The organism is Oceanobacillus limi, from assembly GCF_900111445.1.
In the GTDB taxonomy this organism is placed as follows: Bacteria; Bacillota; Bacilli; order Bacillales; family Amphibacillaceae; genus Ornithinibacillus; species Ornithinibacillus limi.
In genome coordinates this window covers 1-1,326 of the sequence record NZ_FOHE01000003.1, presented here as the reverse complement: position 1 = coordinate 1,326, position 1,326 = coordinate 1, and the positions used below count along the sequence as shown (strand labels likewise).

1 protein-coding gene is annotated in these 1,326 nt (G+C 33.4%); it reads left to right on the top strand.

Features of this window, described 5'->3' with window-relative positions:
- Positions 1-248: 248 nt before the first annotated feature.
- On the top strand, positions 249-1,271 hold the full coding sequence (locus tag BMX40_RS04310; RefSeq protein WP_170840659.1) for a nuclease-related domain-containing protein: 1,023 nt from the start codon (positions 249-251) through the stop codon (positions 1,269-1,271).
- Positions 1,272-1,326 lie beyond the last annotated feature (55 nt).

The following is a 1,326-nucleotide window of genomic DNA, read 5'->3' as shown; positions in this document are numbered from 1 at the left end:
AACGTTGATTTCTCAATTTGAACGTCGATTCCTTGGCGCTGAACGTTGATTCCTCAGGTTGAACGTCGATTCTTTGGCGCTGAACGTCGATTCCATTTGGCCAAACGTTGATATATCTGGGTGAGCGTTGATTTCTAATATCAAATGACACTTAATTCATAAATTTTTTTCATTTTTCAACGAAAAAATAAAGGGATTCATCTTTTATTATCGAATATAATACCAACTAATTAATGGGAGATGATTTCTTGAATCAAATAAAACGAACCAAGCCACATGTTTTGTTGTGCTATGAGGCACTGTTTAGAGAATTAAAGCCTAAGTTTCGAAACAACAAAACATTACAGGAAAACTACTCAAATTATCTAGCTGGGTATCGAGGTGAAAAATACGCTGATTATACAATATCGATGTATCAGCAAAACTCCACTCTTGTTTACCCAGGCCTTCGATTAACAAATGGACCTTTTGCTTTTCAGATTGATTCGCTTATTATTTCAGAACAAGTTATATTTATTATTGAGATTAAAAACATGAAAGATGAGTTAGAATACGATTCAAAAACGCACCAATTCATCCAAAAAGATGGGAATAAAAAGAAAGGGTATAAAAGCCCAATACTTCAAGCTGAAAGCCAGAAAGCCAATTTGCAAAGATGGCTACAAAATAATGCAATGCCACCGATCCCTATTGAAACATTAGTGGTTGTAAGTAACTCTTCAGCGATTATTATAAACAGTCAAGAGGACCCATCTGTTTTTGATAAACTTATTCATTTAGAAGTATTACCCTCCAAACTTGCTCAACTATATAGCAGCTATAATAAAAAATATTACGACCAAAATATGTTAAAGCTCCTTAACGATAAACTTCTTCAAGGGAATACTCCTCTAAAAGTTGACTTATTAACTCAACTTGGCATAAACGATAACCACCTAGTAAAAGGAATAGTCTGCTATAACTGTGATCACTTTCCCCTCATACGAGAAAAAAGAACTTGGATTTGTCCCAAATGCAAAAAAACAAACAAAAAAGCACATGAAAGAAAAATATTAGATTATTTTCTACTACACAACTCCACGATAACGAATCAACAATGTAGAAAATTATTGCAAATTGATTCAGCAAGATTATCACAACTTCTTCTAAAATCCATGAGTCTTAAACACACTGGAGAAAACAGAGGCAGAAAATACTTATCTCCATTACTTGATGAATTTCCTCAAGACTCCTTTATTCCTATTAAACAAAAATCGATTTTTCACTCCTAATAATACGATCCGTGTAAGGAGATCGATATTTAATAGCAGTATACAGTGATGAAGC